Annotated in this window: 8 protein-coding genes; 6 read left to right on the top strand and 2 right to left on the bottom strand. The window is 59.6% G+C overall.

Annotated features, from left to right (window positions below; genetic code table 11):
- Positions 1–108: 108 nt before the first annotated feature.
- Positions 109–1,914: a phenylacyl-CoA dehydrogenase gene (locus EIY72_RS04760; RefSeq protein WP_093229467.1), complete on the top strand. Its 1,806-nt coding sequence runs from the start codon at positions 109–111 to the stop codon at positions 1,912–1,914.
- A gap of 81 nt (positions 1,915–1,995) precedes the next feature.
- Here EIY72_RS04760 and EIY72_RS04755 read toward each other — a convergent pair whose 3' ends face one another.
- Positions 1,996–3,738, bottom strand: coding sequence for a hypothetical protein (locus EIY72_RS04755; RefSeq protein WP_093229470.1), 1,743 nt, complete (start codon positions 3,736–3,738; stop codon positions 1,996–1,998).
- A gap of 1,113 nt (positions 3,739–4,851) precedes the next feature.
- On the opposite strand from EIY72_RS04755, the gene EIY72_RS04750 reads away from it, so the two are divergent.
- From EIY72_RS04750 to EIY72_RS04735, 4 genes are all read left to right on the top strand, one after another.
- Positions 4,852–6,993, top strand: coding sequence for a cytochrome-c peroxidase (locus EIY72_RS04750; protein ID WP_093229473.1), 2,142 nt, complete (start codon positions 4,852–4,854; stop codon positions 6,991–6,993).
- A gap of 151 nt (positions 6,994–7,144) precedes the next feature.
- The gene (locus EIY72_RS04745; protein WP_093229476.1) at positions 7,145–8,437 is read left to right on the top strand and encodes a GGDEF domain-containing protein; all 1,293 of its coding nucleotides are present in this window, start codon (positions 7,145–7,147) and stop codon (positions 8,435–8,437) included.
- Positions 8,438–8,523: 86 nt separating this feature from the next.
- Complete coding sequence (locus EIY72_RS04740; RefSeq protein WP_093229479.1) at positions 8,524–10,320, top strand: acyl-CoA dehydrogenase C-terminal domain-containing protein; 1,797 nt, start codon at positions 8,524–8,526, stop codon at positions 10,318–10,320.
- A gap of 174 nt (positions 10,321–10,494) precedes the next feature.
- Positions 10,495–12,273, top strand: coding sequence for an acyl-CoA dehydrogenase C-terminal domain-containing protein (locus EIY72_RS04735; protein ID WP_093229481.1), 1,779 nt, complete (start codon positions 10,495–10,497; stop codon positions 12,271–12,273).
- Positions 12,274–12,501: 228 nt separating this feature from the next.
- Here EIY72_RS04735 and EIY72_RS04730 read toward each other — a convergent pair whose 3' ends face one another.
- Entirely contained in the window at positions 12,502–13,431 is a 930-nt protein-coding gene (locus EIY72_RS04730; RefSeq protein WP_093229485.1) for a LysR family transcriptional regulator, read from the bottom strand.
- Between the two features lie 169 nt (positions 13,432–13,600).
- Here EIY72_RS04730 and EIY72_RS04725 point away from each other — a divergent pair, with 169 nt between their 5' ends.
- Positions 13,601–14,884, top strand: coding sequence for an aspartate aminotransferase family protein (locus tag EIY72_RS04725; protein WP_093229487.1), 1,284 nt, complete (start codon positions 13,601–13,603; stop codon positions 14,882–14,884).
- Positions 14,885–14,924: the final 40 nt, after the last annotated feature.

Genomic DNA, 14,924 nt, shown 5'->3' with positions numbered 1-14,924 from the left:
TGCTTGACAAGATTTGGGCGTAAACGTATGTTTCAAACAACTGTTTGATCGCAACAACAAATCCATGCGGTCGTTCATTCCCGGTTACATCAGCAGAGGTTTATCGCTATGCCTGACTACAAGGCCCCCTTGCGTGATATTCGCTTCGTTCGTGACGAACTGCTCGGTTACGAAGCGCACTATCAGAGCCTTCCAGCTTGCGCGGACGCAACGCCAGACATGGTCGACGCCATTCTCGAAGAAGGCGCCAAGTTTTGTGAGCAGGTACTGGCTCCGCTGAACCGTGTGGGCGACCTCGAAGGCTGCACCTGGAGCGAGTCCGGCGTTAAGACCCCGACTGGCTTCAAAGAGGCCTACAAGCAATTCGTCGAAGGTGGCTGGCCAAGCCTGGCCCACGACGTCGAGCACGGCGGCCAAGGCCTGCCGGAGTCCCTGGGCCTGGCGATCAGCGAAATGGTCGGCGAGTCCAACTGGTCGTGGGGCATGTACCCAGGCCTGTCGCACGGCGCGATGAACACCATCTCCGAGCACGGTACCCCTGAGCAGCAAGAGGCTTACCTGACCAAGCTGGTATCCGGCGAGTGGACCGGCACCATGTGCCTGACCGAACCGCACTGCGGCACCGACCTGGGCATGCTGCGCACCAAGGCCGAGCCTCAGGCCGATGGTTCCTACAAGGTTTCCGGCACCAAGATTTTCATCTCGGCCGGTGAACACGACATGGCCGACAACATCGTCCACATCGTACTGGCCCGCCTGCCGGACGCTCCGGCTGGCACCAAAGGCATCTCCCTGTTCATCGTGCCGAAGTTCCTGCCGAACGCCGACGGTTCGGTTGGCGCGCGCAACGCGGTGTCCTGCGGTTCCCTGGAACACAAGATGGGCATCCACGGCAACGCCACCTGCGTGATGAACTTCGACGGCGCCACCGGTTTCCTGATCGGCCCGGCGAACAAAGGCCTGAACTGCATGTTCACCTTCATGAACACCGCGCGCCTGGGTACCGCACTGCAAGGTCTGGCCCACGCTGAAGTCGGTTTCCAGGGCGGCCTGAAATACGCTCGCGACCGTCTGCAAATGCGCTCGCTGACTGGCCCGAAAGCGCCGGACAAAGCCGCTGACCCGATCATCGTGCACCCAGATGTACGCCGCATGCTGTTGACCATGAAGGCCTTCGCCGAAGGCAACCGTGCGATGGTGTACTTCACCGCCAAACAGGTCGACATCGTCAAGTACGGCGTGGACGAAGAAGAGAAGAAGAAAGCCGACGCACTGCTGGCTTTCATGACTCCGATCGCCAAGGCGTTCATGACCGAAGTCGGTTTCGAATCGGCCAACCACGGCGTGCAGATCTACGGCGGCCACGGCTTCATCGCCGAGTGGGGCATGGAGCAGAACGTTCGCGACAGCCGCATTTCGATGTTGTACGAAGGCACCACCGGCATCCAGGCACTCGACCTGCTGGGCCGTAAAGTGCTGATGACTCAAGGCGAGGCTCTGAAAGGCTTCACCAAGATCGTGCACAAGTTCTGCCAGAACAACGAAGGCAACGAAGCGGTTCAAGAGTTCGTCGCGCCACTGGCCGCACTGAACAAGGAATGGGGCGAGCTGACCATGAAGGTCGGTATGGCGGCCATGAAGGATCGCGAAGAAGTCGGCGCGGCCTCGGTGGACTACCTGATGTACTCCGGTTATGCCTGCCTGGCTTACTTCTGGGCTGACATGGCGCGCCTGGCTGCCGAGAAGCTGGCTGCCGGCACTTCGGAAGAGGCGTTCTACACCGCCAAGCTGCAGACTGCGCGTTTCTACTTCCAGCGCATCCTGCCGCGTACCCGTACTCACGTTGCAACCATGCTGTCGGGTGCCAACAACCTGATGGACATGAAAGAAGAGAACTTCGACCTGGGCTACTAAGTCCCGGCGCGGTACTCGCAAGAAAAAACCGCCGCTCCCTCGGGATCGGCGGTTTTTTTATGCCTTGTCGTCAGCGCTTTTTCACCATGGTGTCGGTTCCAGCGGGCCGACGCCGGTCGGGGTGCTCGCGCCTTCACCATTGCGGATGAACGGCAGGTGCCAGAAATCGTTCGGCACATTGGGATCACCGGGTCTCACGCCTTCGGGGAAGATGAACTCGAACACCGGTGCCACGTACTGCCCCGCAGTCAAACCGTTGGCCACAGTCAGCCGGCTGGCGTTTTGAATGCAGTTGTCGACACCGGTTTGCGACAGCGAGTTTTGTGGCACGCACAGCGAGCGCGCAACGACACGCAAGGTCCGGGTCGGCTGGCTCAAAAGACCGGTAGGCGCCTTGGTGGCACGCAATCTGGCCCGTTGTGGCTGCGCACCCACATTCTGCGTGGTGATGCCGCCCGAAGCACCCAGGCAAGCGGTGCCCAAACCAGTGGCAGGGTTGCATTCACCGGTCATCTCGAAAGGTGTCACCCAGCGATTGGTCTGTGCGCCTGTGGTTGGGTTGACATCGATCAGATAGATATCGACCGGGGTCTTGATGTCGGTGGTCGAGGCTTCGAGGAAGATTCGGTCCTGGGTTTCCTGGTCTGCACCGCCGATAGCGGTCACCGCAGGATCCGCGGTCCCGACGCCGAACTCACCGATCGCCAGGTAGCTGGGTTGAGTGCCGGGTTGAGTGTAGATCCCGACATTGGCCTCGATGGTGTGCGCGGAAATGAAGTCCGGGCTGCCGGTGGTCGCCGATTTGAACAGGGTGCCGGCATAGCTGATGAAGTCGCCGACTTCGAATGGCGCCTGTTGCGTCGGGTCAGGATCGGTCGCGGTGCGTGTGGCATCGCTGAAGCGCTTCATGACGAACTGGCTGCAATACACCTGACCGACCGCAGGTTGCGAAAGCTCTCCGCTGGCCGGCAGTGTCACGCCGGCCTGGCTGAAGTTGCGGCAGTTGTTGGTGGTGGTCGGGGTGACCACTTTAGGCCGGTTTTTCTGTGGGCACAGGGCATCGTCGCCGGAGATACTGCGCGGCACACACATCGGGTAGCCGGTGGCGGCGTGGATGGTGGGGTTGGCGTCATCGACGGAGAAGCGCGGGTCGGGGCTCTGCGCGCGACCAAAACGGCCGTTCGGGTCGTTGATCTGGATGATGGTCGGTTGCGAGGGATTGCCGCTGTCGACTTCGATGTTGCCATTGGTGTAGTCGATTCGGGAAATGTAGCCATTACCAACGTTGGTCGATTGCTGCGAGACATAGATCAGCCCGGCAATTTTCTTGTCGGCGACGAAGTTGCCCACCACATGGATTTCGAACGACGGGTAGGCGGGTGGCGTTTTGTTCAGCGCCAGCGAGCCACCGTGGACAAAGTCCGCCCAGCTCAGGGTGTTGGCCGGCATCTGCATGATGGTGTTGCAAGGGACGGTGATGGTGACGCCGTTCAGTTGTACGGTACCGCCGTAGCGGGCCGGATCCGTAGTGCCGGGGCAATTCACATTGGTAGCGTCCAGTGTCATGTTCTGGATAAAACCGGTGACGTCAAAGCCATGTACTGCATTCGGATTGGCGAATACCGGATCGGGCAGGGTGGGCGTTGCAAACGGCGGCGTGGCACCTTTGACGGGCGGTTTGTCCGTGCCGTTTTTAGCCCATGCAGTGCCGGCCCCTCCGGCGCCCAGAGCGAGGGCGACCATGCCGGCGAGCAACGCGTGGCGACCAAGACCTTTGTGGTGCGGTGCACGGGTGAGTGTTTCAGCGAGCGTAGATAAACGCATGGTTGTCTCCACAATCTTGCAGGACCTGTTGCCGGCCAATCGGTAGACCCTGCCAATGCGTGGAATCCTGCGCAGTGAAGACGGTAAGGTGTTGAGGCTCAATCCGGGTGGACAAGTGCCAGGGTATGCGAGGTGCATCCTGAGGCGAGTCCTCCAGGTACTGTCTGTCGGCGATGTGCTGGCCGGTTCCGAACACAAGCGCGAGAGAAATTTCCCTGAGCCTGGAGGGGCCATAGCAGTAGTCGTGCCTGATTGCGCACGATCAGTTGGCAGCCAATAAAAATGCGGGCTGCAGGGGCGTTAGTTGCTTTTTATATAACTATACCGATGTGATTAACACCAAAGTAGGGGGGTATATACACCCAACTTTGGGCGTGTTCCCGGTCGCTGTAAGCTTTCCAGTTAATCATCTCGAAAGTAAATGAATGAGAACGGTTGCTTATAGGTATCCGAAAGGATCAAGTGTGGCAAGCGATATTTTTCCTGGGTGGGAAGTGTGCAAAATTGGCTGGGTTAACAAGTGCGGGGGAAAGACAATAGCTCACGCAGTGCAACTTGTGCACGAGTGAGTTATTTTCATTACTATGTACTTTGGTATTTAACGCTGTGCGAATTAACAGTTTAAGTGTATTCGCTCATCCGAGTGTTTATTCGGAATTAGCAATTACTCTGCCAGCTTTTTCATGGATCTGCTCATGTGGCTTTGTGCTTGTAAATAATAGCTTTTTTACTTCGTTGTGAGTTGGCTGGCCCTGGCTGCTGGGGAAATGCACCCGAAGTTGGGGATATTTAACCACTATTGAGCAAGTGCCATTTTTTAGCTTTGCCGTGTGAGCGGTTGCATACGACGACTGCAATAAAAATTTTTATCTTTTTGCTGTTGAAATTATTTGTTACAGCTAAAGTGAGGTTAAGCGCCCTTGCTGGCGCTATCTGAAAAGTGTTTGAGAAAGCCTGAGCCAAGAGAGTGCCTTGCCTGTCACACTTTCCCCTGTCGGCCGACTTTTAGTTGGCGTGATCACGTGTGGGTGGAAAGAATCACGGCGACAAGTTCATCTCGTAACAGGTCAATCGCGAAGCCTGGCGACTTCGCTCTGAATCGAGAATGTCATCATGGTTAAGTACTTGAGCATCTTTCGAACCCATGGCATGACCTGTGAGGTAACCGTCGCTTTATTTGCACTCGTCCTGCCTGCCACTCACGTCTTTGCGGCTGACCCGGTGGAGGCCGTCCCACCGGTACCGGACGTGCCCAGCCTGCAATCTCTGCGGGGCATGACGCCGCCCGATCCGTCAGGTACCGAAGGCGGGCGCAAGGTCGACTTGATGACCGATTACGTGGTCAATCGCTCCGCAGCCATCCTGCTGGGCAAAGCCCTGTTCTGGGACATGGAAGTCGGCAGTGACGGCGCCACGGCCTGTGCCTCGTGCCACTACCATGCCGGTGTCGATCACCGCACCACCAACCAGATCAACCCCGGGCAGGCCAACACCAACGCCAACGTCGGTTCGATCTTCAACAAACCGTTCACCGCCTCTGACATTCCGGGTGACGTACCGTCCTATGCGACCAAGTCCGGAGGCAAGGGTGGCCCGAATTACCTGTTGAAAAAGGCCGACTTTCCGACCCACGTCCTGGCCAATCCGCTGGACCGCAACTCGGCGATCCTCTATTCGAGCGATGATGTGATCGGCTCCCAGGGTGTGTTCGACGCCAACTTCGTCAAGCCCAATCAGCCGCGTTTCGACAAGTGCACGCAGCAGCCGGACGGCATCTTTCAGGTTGGTGGCGTCAATGTGCGCCGGGCCACCGGGCGTAACGCGCCATCGGTGATCAACGCCGCGTTTAACGTGCGCAATTTCTGGGACGGTCGGGCCAACAACGTCTTCAACGGTTTTTCGCCATTCGGCAATCGTGACCCGGATGCCGGCATTTTCGTGACCAACGATCGCAGCGGTGTGGCGGTCAAGGTGCGGCTGGCACTCAACGACGCTTCTGCCGCTTCGCAAGCGGTGGGGCCACCCGGCAGCCCGGTGGAAATGTCCTGTGGCGGACGCACATTCGCCGACATCGGCCGGCGCATGCTCGATAGTCTGATGCTCAAGCAGCAGCGTATTTCGTCCACCGATTCGGTGTTGGGTCCGGTGTCCGGAGCCCGCCGTCCGACCTACCGGGAACTGATCAAGAACGCCTTCCAGCCGCGTCTGTGGAACGCCACGCAGCAGGTGTCCCTGGGCGGTGCGCCGTACACCCAGATGGAGGCGAATTTCCCGCTGTTCTTCGGCCTGGCGATTCAGATGTATGAGTCCACGCTGATCTCGGACCACACGCCGCTGGATGCCTACCTGCAGGGCGACCATACGGCGATGAACGCCCAGCAGGTCGAGGGCATGAACCTGTTCCTGGGCAAGGGCAAGTGCGTCAGCTGCCATGGCGGTGCGGAGCTGACCAATGCCGGCAGCCGCCTGCTGTTCCATCCGCGTGAGCGCATCGAACGCATGGTCATGGCGGATAACCTGACCACGCTCTACGACAATGGCTTCTACAACACCGGCGTACGGCCGACTTCGGAAGACCTGGCACTCGGTGGAACGGATGCCTGGGGCAACCCCCTGTCGTTCTCGCGCCAATACAACACGGTGTTGCAGGGCGGCAAGATTCCCGACCCGCTCGATGTCGATGTGTGCACCTTCGAGGCGCCACTCAGTGCAGCCATTCCCTGCGATGCGACACTCAAGCCCAATGTCGGTTTCCGCGATTCGGTCGATGGTGCGTTCAAGACTCCGACCTTGCGCAACATCGCCTTGACCGGGCCGTATTTCCATAACGGCAGCCGCGCCACCTTGAAGCAGGTGGTCGAGTTCTACAACCGCGGCGGTGACCGGCGTGGCGAGGACGCGAGCAACACCAGCGGCTTCGATCATCCCGCTGCGAACCAGCACAACGCCTCGAACCTCGACCCGGACATGACCCCGCTGAATCTGACAGAGGATGAAATCGATGCCTTGGTCAAATTCATGGAGGTGGCACTCACCGACCCTCGCGTGGCGTGGGAGCAGGCGCCGTTCGATCATCCTTCGCTGGTGTTGCCGCAAGGTCATATAGGCGATGAGAACGCGGTGACGGTCAAACCGGCCAGTCCGAAGATCACCACCCGCCAGGCGATGGACGCCAACATTCAACTGCTGCCCATCGGGGCTGAGGGGCGCAAAGTCAGCGAGGGGCCGTTGCAGCCGTTCTACAACGATCTTTGACCGTCTTCCCCTTGCGTCACGGGTAGCCGCTGGTCGCCCGTGGCGCTCTTTTTTGAAAATACCTCAGTAATTTACTCAGTAAGTCGCGGTTTCTGCCGTTACAGTGGTGGGCACATTGCCATCTATTGGTTTGACGGTCGGAGCTTTACCCTTGCCGCGTTCTTCCGCTGTACGTTTCAGTCATTTCCTACCGTCATTGATGTTGTTGCTGGCGGGGCTTGCGGCTGCGTACGTCAAGGATCTCAGCGTTTTCTTCACGTCCCTGTTTAATGTCTTGCCGACTCTGGTGCTGTTGCTCGGTGGTGCCTACTGCGCGGTCTACAGACGTCAGCGTGAGCTGTTCCTGATGGTCACGGTGTACATCGCCTATTACCTGCTGGACACCCAGACCGACTATTACCGCGACAACGGCAAGGTGCGCGACGACGCCGCCGTGGTCTTTCACCTGTGTTGCCTGTTATTGCCGCTGTTGTTCGGTGTGTTCGCCGCCTGGCAGGAGCGCACCCATCTGTTCCAGGACATGGTGGCGCGCTTCGCCGTGTTGCTGGCCGTGGGCAGCGTGGCCCTGGGGCTGGAGCAAAGTTATCCCCATGCGTTGCTGATCTGGCTGTCGGAAATCCGCTGGCCGGCTTTGCACGGGGCATGGATGAGCCTGATCCAGCTGTCCTACCCGGTGTTCTTCGCGACGTTCCTGCTGCTGGCCTGGCAGTACTGGCGTAATCCGCGACCGCTGCACGCCGCTCAACTGGTGGGCTTGCTCGGGCTGTTCTGGATGTTGCCAAAGACGTTCATCCTGCCGTTCACCCTCAACATCATGTGCAGCCAGGTGATGCTGATGATCGCCTCGGCCGTAGCGCACGAGGCCTATCAAATGGCCTTTCGTGATGAGCTGACTGGTCTGCCGGGCCGTCGTGCCTTGAACGAACGGATGCAACGGCTGGGGCGCAACTACGTGCTGGCGATGAGCGACGTCGACCACTTCAAGAAATTCAACGACACCCACGGTCACGATGTGGGCGACCAGGTGCTGCGTCTGGTGGCCAGCAAACTGGCGAAAATCGGCGGTGGCGGCAAGGCGTACCGTTATGGCGGCGAGGAGTTTGCCCTGGTGTTCGCCGGCAAGACCGTCGAAGAGTGCCTGCCGCACCTGGAAGTCATCCGCGAATCCATCGCCAACTACAACATTCAACTGCGTAATCAGGACAATCGTCCCCAGGACGACAATCAGGGGCGACAGCGCCGCTCCGGTTCCGGTGCGTCGAGTGTGTCGGTTACCGTCAGTATCGGCGTCGCCGAACGGGTGGAGCAACGCAACCCGGACGAGGTGCTCAAGTCCGCGGACCAGGCGCTCTACAGCGCCAAGGGTGCGGGTCGAAACTGCGTAATGGCGTTCGGTCAGAACCGCCGTGGCGCGGTGCGCATGGAAGCCGCTACGGCTGAGTGATGATGACGCATTCAGCGTCTGGACAGTGATTGTGGGGCGGGGGCCGCGGCAGTAGGTTTGAAGAAAACTGCCGACGGAGAATGACCATGCCCGAGTACAAAGCTCCCCTGCGCGACATGCGCTTTCTGATCGATCACGTCTTCGATTTCCATGGCAACTACGCCGCGTTGGGCGCTACCGATGCCAGCCCGGACATGGTCAATGCCATCCTCGAAGAAGGCGCGAAGTTCTGCGAAAACGTGCTATCGCCGCTCAATCGCAGCGGCGACGAAGAAGGCTGTCATTTCGACAATGGCGTGGTCACCACGCCTGCGGGTTTCAAGCAGGCCTTCGCCCAATACGTCGAAGGTGGCTGGCACGGTCTGGCGGCAGACCCGGCCTACGGCGGCCAGGGCCTGCCCAGCTCTCTGGGCCTGGTCATCAGCGAAATGGTCGGCTCCAGCAACACCTCCTGGGGCATGTACCCGGGCCTGACCCACGGCGCCATGTCGGCCATCCACGCCCACGGCACCGCCGAGCAGAAAGACACCTACCTGAGCAAACTCACTGCCGGTCAGTGGACCGGCACCATGTGCCTGACCGAGGCCCATTGCGGCACCGATCTGGGCATCATCAAGACCCGCGCCGTACCTGCGGCGGATGGCAGTTACGCGATCACCGGCAGCAAGATTTTCATCTCGGCCGGCGAGCATGACATGAGCGCCAACATCATCCATCTGGTGCTGGCCAAGCTGCCGGATGCACCAGCGGGGACCAAGGGCATTTCGCTGTTCATCGTGCCCAAGTTCCTGCCCGATGCGGCGGGCGAGGCGGGTGAACGCAATGGCGTGACCTGTGGATCGATCGAACACAAGATGGGCATCAAGGCTTCGTCCACCTGTGTGCTCAACTTCGACGCTGCCAAGGGCTTTCTGATCGGCGAACCGAACAAGGGCCTGAACTGCATGTTCACCATGATGAACCATGCACGACTGGGCACCGGCATGCAGGGCCTGTGCCTGGGCGAGGCGAGTTTCCAGGGCGCGATCAAGTACGCCAACGACCGCTTGCAGATGCGCTCGCTGACCGGTCCGAAAGCCCCGGACAAAGCCGCTGACCCGATCATCGTGCACCCTGACGTGCGGCGCATGTTGCTGACCATGAAGGCCTTCAATGAAGGCAACCGTGCGCTGACCTACTTCACCGCGCAATTGCTGGATGTTGCGCACCTGAGTAGGGACGAAAGCGCACGGCAGGACGCGGAAGACCTGCTGGCCTTCCTCACCCCAATCTGCAAAGCCTTCATGACCGACACTGGTCTGGAAGTGACCAACCACGGCATGCAGGTGTTTGGCGGCCACGGCTTCATTCGCGAATGGGGCATGGAGCAACTGGTACGCGATTGCCGCATTGCACCGATCTACGAAGGCACCAACGGCATCCAGGCGCTGGACCTGCTCGGGCGTAAAGTCCTTGGCAGCCAGGGCAAACTGCTGCGTGGTTTCACCAAAATCGTCCACAAATTCTGCTCGGCCAACGCCGCCCACCCGCAACTGTCCAGCTATGTGGCGCAGCTCAATGAGTTGAACCGGCAGTGGGGCGAGTTGACCACCCAGGTCGGCATGGCGGCGATGAAAAACCCGGATGAGGTCGGCGCCGCTTCGGTGGATTACCTGATGTACAGCGGCTATATCATCCTCGCGTACCTGTGGCTGCGCATGGCCTTGGTGGCCCAGGCACAGCTGGACGCTGGCAACGGTGATGCCGATTTCTGTCGGGGCAAGCTGGCAACCAACGCGTTTTACTTCAAGCGATTGCTGCCAAGGACCGCCGCGCATCGGGCGGCCATCGAAGCAGGCAGCGATTGCCTGATGCAATTGCCGGCAGAGTTGTTCGCGCTTTAGTCATTTTCATTTGTTACAACGAAGCCCGCCTTGCGCGGGCTTTTTCTTGATGACTAAAAATAACAAATCGGTCATGAGCCGACCCTATGTGTCGCAAAAGTTGTTGGGGTACACTCCGGCGCAGCAAAAACAATATTCCTGTGATCCACCTGTATAGATCTTGCGAGGTTTGCCATGGCTGACTACAAAGCGCCCCTGCGCGATATGCGCTTCGTCCTCAATGAAGTTTTCGAGGTCGCCAAACTCTGGGCCGAGTTGCCTGCGCTGGCCGACACGGTCGATGCCGAAACGGTTGAAGCCATTCTGGAAGAGGCCGGCAAGGTCACCAGCAAAAGTGTCGCGCCGCTGAGCCGTGCCGCTGACGAAGAAGGTTGCCATTGGGCGGACGGTGCCGTCACCACGCCGGCAGGTTTCCCACAGGCTTATCAGACTTATGCTGAAGGCGGTTGGGTTGGCGTTGGCGGTGATCCTGCCTACGGCGGCATGGGCATGCCCAAGGCCGTGTCGGCCCAGGTCGAAGAAATGGTCAACTCCGCCAGCCTGGCCTTCGGTCTGTACCCGATGCTGACCGCCGGTGCTTGCCTGTCGATCAATGCCCACGCCAGTGAAGAGCTGAAAGCGGCCTACCTGCCGAACATGTACGCCGGCGTCTGGGCCGGTTCCATGTGCCTGACCGAGCCGCACGCCGGTACCGACTTGGGGATCATCCGCACCAAGGCCGAACCTCAGGCCGACGGTTCCTACAAGGTCAGCGGCACCAAGATCTTCATCACCGGTGGTGAGCACGACCTGACCGAAAACATCATCCACCTGGTGCTGGCCAAGCTGCCGGATGCACCGGCGGGCCCGAAAGGCATTTCGCTGTTCCTGGTGCCAAAGTTCATGGTCAACGCCGACGGCAGCCTGGGCGCACGCAACCCGGCCAACTGCGGTTCGATCGAACACAAGATGGGCATCCAGGCATCCGCGACCTGCGTGATGAACTTCGACGAGGCTGTAGGCTATCTCGTTGGCGAGCCGAACAAAGGCCTGGCGGCGATGTTCACCATGATGAACTACGAGCGTCTGGGCGTCGGTATCCAGGGCCTGGCCACTGGTGAACGTTCTTACCAGAACGCCGTGGAATATGCCCGCGATCGCCTGCAAAGCCGTTCGCCAACCGGCGCGCAAAACAAGGACAAAGTGGCTGACCCGATCATCGTCCACCCGGACGTGCGTCGCATGCTGCTGACCATGAAAGCTTCGAACGAGGGGGGGCGTGCATTCTCCACTTACGTGGCCATGCAACTCGACACCGCCAAGTTCAGCGAAGACGCCGCGACGCGCAAACGCGCTGAAGACCTGGTGGCCTTGCTGACCCCGGTCGCCAAGGCGTTCCTCACCGACCTCGGCCTGGAAACCACCGTGCACGGCCAGCAGATTTTCGGCGGTCACGGTTACATCCGTGAGTGGGGCCAGGAGCAGCTGGTGCGCGACGTGCGCATCACCCAGATCTACGAAGGCACCAACGGCATTCAGGCGCTGGACCTGGTCGGGCGCAAGATCGTTGGCAGTGGCGGGGCGTTCTACAAGCTGTTCGCTGACGAGGTCCGCCATTTCACTGCAACTGCCAGCGCAGACCTGGCCGAGTTCACCAAGCCGCTGAACGACGCCGTGACCACCCTCGACGAGCTGACGGCCTGGTTGCTGGACCGAGCCAAATCCAACCCGAACGAGATCGGTGCCGCATCGGTCGAGTACCTGCAGGCATTCGGCTATATGGCATACGCTTACATGTGGGCGCTGATGGCCAAGGCGGCGTTGGGCAAGGAAGGCGAAGACGATTTCTACGCCAGCAAACTGGGCACGGCACGCTTCTACTTCGCCCGTCTGCTGCCGCGTATTCACTCGTTGAGCGCGTCAGTGAAGGCCGGTAGCGAGTCGTTGTTCCTGCTGAACGCTGAGCAATTCTGATGACGAAACGTTATGTAAGCATTCTCTTACATAACGTGCTGCTGTTCTCCCATAGAGGTAAATTGGATCCACAGCTAATCTACTTCTCATGGACGTAGCGCAGGAAGCGCAAAGCAACAACACGGACACGTAGGATTCTGCCAGGACGGCGGAGTGAAAAGGATGTCAGGGAAACAGTCTGCAAAGCCCCGCTTCGGCGGGGTTTTCTTTTGTCCGCAGAAAAGCGTTTCAGTTCAATTCATCCAGACCCGATGCGCTGTTCAAGTGCCCGTCAGGGCCGTTGATCACCTCTTCCAGCAGCGTACGCAGCAATGCCAGTGACGCCTGTTGCCGTTGCACATCTCGACACACCAGACCGACTTTGAGCGGCACTCGCGGCTCGCTGAGGGGTTTCCACAGCAGCTCCTGATTGCCATGGACCTTTTGCGAGCGTCCGGGCAGCACGGTGGCCAACCGTGTATGCGGCAGGCTGTCGAGGATCCCTGCCATGTTGTTCAGCTCAGCTTGCACCTGCGGTCGCCGGCCCAGGCTGGCCAGTTGTGACTGCCAGATCTGCCTGATCTGAAACTCCTCGCCCAGCAGCAACATCGGCAACTCGGCAGCCTGACTCATCGACACTTTCTTGAATTCACGCAGCGGGTGGTCTGCCGGGATGACCAGGGTCAGTTCATCTTCGTACAGCATCACGCCATGCAGGCCTGGCTGGCGGGGCGGCAAGTAACTGATACCGATGTCCAGCGAACCGTTGAGCAAACGCCGTTCGATCTCCAGTCCCGTCAGTTCGTAAATCTGCACCACCAGATGCGGTTGCGCCTTGCGCACCCGTTCGAGCATTTGCGGGACGAGGCTGGTATGCACCGTCTGCAAGACTCCGATGGCAAGGGTACGCAGCGCCTTACCCTTGAAGTTGCCGAGGGCTTCGCGCGCGCGTTGCAGGCCATCCAGCAATGGCTGGGCGTGGTTGTACAGGGTGTGGGCGGCGAGGGTCGGCAACAGGCGCTTGCTGCTGCGTTCGAACAGGCTCACATCGAGGTTTTGCTCCAAATGACGGATCTGCTGGGACAGGGCCGGTTGGGAGATGGACAAGCGCTCGGCCGCCCGGCCGACATGGCCTTCTTCATAGACCGCGACGAAATAACGCAGTTGTTTAAAATCCATAAGTAATGCTTATCGAAAATGCTGGTAAATCGAAATGGCTCAGCGCCGCGCATACCCCTAGTCTAACCGCATTCACAAGGCTTGAAGGGCCACAGAGCGCGATGAATACCGCTGGTTTCGATGGTGTTTACATAGGTAAGGCAAAAAACCTCAAAAGAGGTTTTTCAGCATGAATCTGTTCAATTTGCGTCGTCACCCGCCCAGTCTCGATGACCTTGTCATGGAGCCCGCCTCGCCGTCCCGGGGCAACCACTTATCCAGCGAGTACCTGATGACCAGTGTCGAGCGGCCGAAACAGATGTTTGTCCGCGGTCAGGGCTCCTGGTTGTGGGACAGTGAAGACCGCGCGTATCTGGATTTCTGCCAGGGTGGCGGCGCCAATAGCCTCGGTCACAGCCCTTCGGCGCTGGTCAATGCGATCACTGCGCAGGCGCAATCGCTGATCAACCCGGGGTTCAATCTGAACAACAGCGGGATGCTCAATTTGTCTGAGCGTCTGTGTGCGAGCACCGGTAGCGATCAGGCCTACCTGCTCAACACCGGCAGCGAGGCCTGCGAAGCGGCCATCAAGCTGGCCCGCAAGTGGGGTCAACTGCATCGCGGCGGCGCCTCACGGATCATCGTCGCCAGCAATGGTTGCCATGGTCGTAGCCTGGCGACGATTTCGGCGTCGGACAGTTCGGCATTGGTCAACCGCTTCGAGCCGCAGCTCCCGGGTTTCAGCCTCGTTCCGTTCAACGACCTTCCGGCCATGCACGCCGCGGTGGATGAGCGCACCGTCGCGATCATGCTGGAGCCGATCCAGAGCGAGGCCGGGGTGATTCCCGCCACGGCGCACTACCTTAAGGGTGTTGAGCGCCTGTGTCGTGAGTTGGGCATTCTGCTGATCCTGGATGAAGTACAGACCGGTGTCGGCCGTTGTGGCAGCTTGCTGGCGGAACAATCCTACGGCGTGAAGGCCGATATCACCGTGCTCGGCAAAGGTCTGGGCGGTGGTGTGCCTTTGGCGGCGTTGCTCGCGCGGGGTAAGGCCTGTTGTTTCGAAATGGGTGAACTGACTGGCACCCATCACGGCAATGCGTTGATGGCAGCTGCCGGGCTTGCTGTGCTCGACAATGTCCAGGACCCACGCTTTCTCAAACATGTTGCTGAATCCGGCCAGCATCTGCGTGAAGGCCTGGCGCGTTTGTCCCATCGCTACGGTCACGGCGAACTGCGTGGTCAAGGCCTGTTGTGGGGGCTGACGCTGTCGGACGATTCAGCGCAAGCCGTGGTCAAGGCCGCGCTGTACGAAGGACTGCTGCTCAACGCCCCACAACCGAATTGCCTGCGCTTCACCCCGGCGCTGAACGTCAGCAACGCCAACATCGATGAAATGCTCCTGCGCCTGGCGCGCGCCTTCTCTCGTGTACGTACTGCGCAACTGCAGTGCCGCAAAGGGATCGCCGTCTGAGCAGGTGCGCCCTGCACGAATTCCAGAACCGTCTCGCGGT

The organism is Pseudomonas vancouverensis (assembly GCF_004348895.1).
GTDB lineage: Bacteria > Pseudomonadota > Gammaproteobacteria > Pseudomonadales > Pseudomonadaceae > Aquipseudomonas > Aquipseudomonas vancouverensis.
Note: the sequence above shows the minus strand (reverse complement) of the source record. Positions and strands in the feature narration are given on the sequence as shown.